The following is a 2152-nucleotide window of genomic DNA, read 5'->3' as shown; positions in this document are numbered from 1 at the left end:
CACCAACCGCGGCATCAACCCCACCACCAGCACCGACCCCAACCCCACACCCACACCCACACCGACCGCGACCGCCACGCCAACGCCCACGCCCACAGCTACGCCGACGCCGACGCCGACGCCGACGCCGACCGCGACGCCCACACCGACCGCGACGCCGACGCCGACGCCGACGCCCACGCCGACCGCGACGCCCACGCCCACGCCGACCGCGACGCCCACGCCCACGCCCACGCCGACGGTCATGCCGACGCCGACGCCGACGCCGACGCCGACGGCAACGGCGATCCCGGATTCCGCGGTCGCCGCGGTCTGGGATGTCCCCGTCGGAGCGCTGACGGGAACAGCGGTGACGCTTGACGCATCCGCTTCCACCGGCTCAGGCACGCTGACCTGCACGTGGAGCTTCGAGAACCAGGACGGCAGCATCGTCTGGGAGACCGCCACCGGCTGCAAGCTGGTCAAGACGTTCTCCAACGCCGACACGAAATACGTCACGCTGACCGTGCGTGACGCGAAGGGCGCCACGGCAACGGTCCGGAAGTCCTTCGCCGTGACGGCGCCGGTGAAGACGCCGACGCCCACGCCGACCAAGACGCCGACGCCCACGCCGACGGCGACGCCGACGCCCACGCCGACCGCGACGCCCACACCGACGCCGACCGCGACGCCCACGCCCACGCCGACCGCGACGCCCACACCGACGCCCACACCGACGCCGACCGCGACGCCCACACCGACGCCGACCCCGACGCCCACACCGACGCCGACCGCGACGCCCACGCCCACGCCGACCCCGACGCCCACGCCCACGCCGACCGCGACGCCCACGCCCACGCCGACCGCGACGCCCACGCCCACGCCGACCGCGACGCCCACGCCCACGCCGACCGCGACGCCCACGCCCACGCCGACCGCGACGCCCACGCCCACGCCGACCGCGACGCCCACGCCCACGCCGACCGCGACGCCCACACCGACGCCCACCGCGACGCCCACACCGACGCCGACGCCGACGCCGACCGCGACGCCGCCGCCCACCGGGCCGGCCTGGACGCCCGGCGTGCCGACGATCACGTCACCCGGCAACTACGCGTGGGTCAATACCGCGAAGGTCACACTCGCTGGAACGGCCGACGCCGGCGCCGTCGTCGAACTCTTCGACGACGGAGTCTCGGTCGGCACCACGACGGTGTCCGCCCTCGGCTCGTGGTCGCGGCAGGTCCCGGCCGCTGACGGTGCGCATCTCTACACCGCAGCGGCGACCGGCCTCGGCGGTACGTCGAAGCAATCCGCCATGCGGGTGGTCCAGGTGGACACGACCGCCCCGAGTGCCCCGGTGATCATTTCGCCGTCCGAGGGCACGACGACTGGCACGACCTTCACGGTCAGTGGCACGGCGGAAGCCGGGTCCACGATCGAACTCTACGAGGACGGTTCCTCGCGCGGCACGATCGCCGCTTCGAATGCGACCTGGACCCGAACGCTCTCAGGCGTTTCGGCCGGGACGCATACCTACTCCGCCCGCGCGACGGACATCGCGGGCAACGTGTCAACGATGTCAATCGCAAGGAGTTTGCGAGTCGGTTGACAGGATTCGGTTTCTCTGGCGCTAGCCTTTGAAACCACATCCAATAACTTGGAGAATTACCGCCGATCGGGCCCAAGACGGACTTGCGGGCACGGTCGGTGGCTCCCCTCCTGTTCACGGGTTTGGCGGTTCAGACCCAGGGGCATGAGGTGGGGGCCGGTCGTCGCGACAGGGGAAAACAAAGCGACGAGCCATGGAACTGGCTACACCGGCATGCCACTGACGGCTGATGTGACATCAACCAGCAAGAGCGGTCAGCCGGATTGATTTCGGCGTCTTGAGCTGGCGGCTCGAATCGGCGGGAACCCATTCGAGCTTGTGGTCGCTTCGTGCGATCGCAACTGAGCACGTCCACACTTTTCGGGAGGCTTCATGAGCAGGAAACAACGACCGCTGCGCGGTGACAGCGTCGTGCCGCGTCGACTTCGATCGGCCGCAACGATGGGCATAGCGCTAGCCGCCGTTTCGGTACTACCCTCGGCAGCCACCGCCGCTGATCTGGCGGCGTCGCCGTCGACGCTTTCGAGCGTGTTCGCCTCGGCGAAGGCGGGCGATTCGGTC

Annotated in this window: 2 protein-coding genes and 2 pseudogenes; all 4 read left to right on the top strand. The window is 70.6% G+C overall.

Features of this window, described 5'->3' with window-relative positions; translation table 11 throughout:
* A pseudogene (locus OM076_RS47090) lies at positions 1–360 on the top strand (hypothetical protein); the annotation flags it as partial.
* A pseudogene (locus OM076_RS47085) lies at positions 245–496 on the top strand (hypothetical protein); the annotation flags it as partial. The pseudogenes OM076_RS47090 and OM076_RS47085, both read left to right, overlap by 116 nt.
* A gap of 567 nt (positions 497–1063) precedes the next feature.
* Complete coding sequence (locus OM076_RS46665; protein WP_270046723.1) at positions 1064–1591, top strand: Ig-like domain-containing protein; 528 nt, start codon at positions 1064–1066, stop codon at positions 1589–1591.
* Positions 1592–1963: 372 nt separating this feature from the next.
* Positions 1964–2152, top strand: a 189-nt coding sequence (locus OM076_RS44400; RefSeq protein WP_270046722.1) for a hypothetical protein, incomplete at its 3' end; no start/stop codon positions are given.

This window comes from Solirubrobacter ginsenosidimutans (assembly GCF_027587205.1).
Note: the sequence above shows the minus strand (reverse complement) of the source record. Positions and strands in the feature narration are given on the sequence as shown.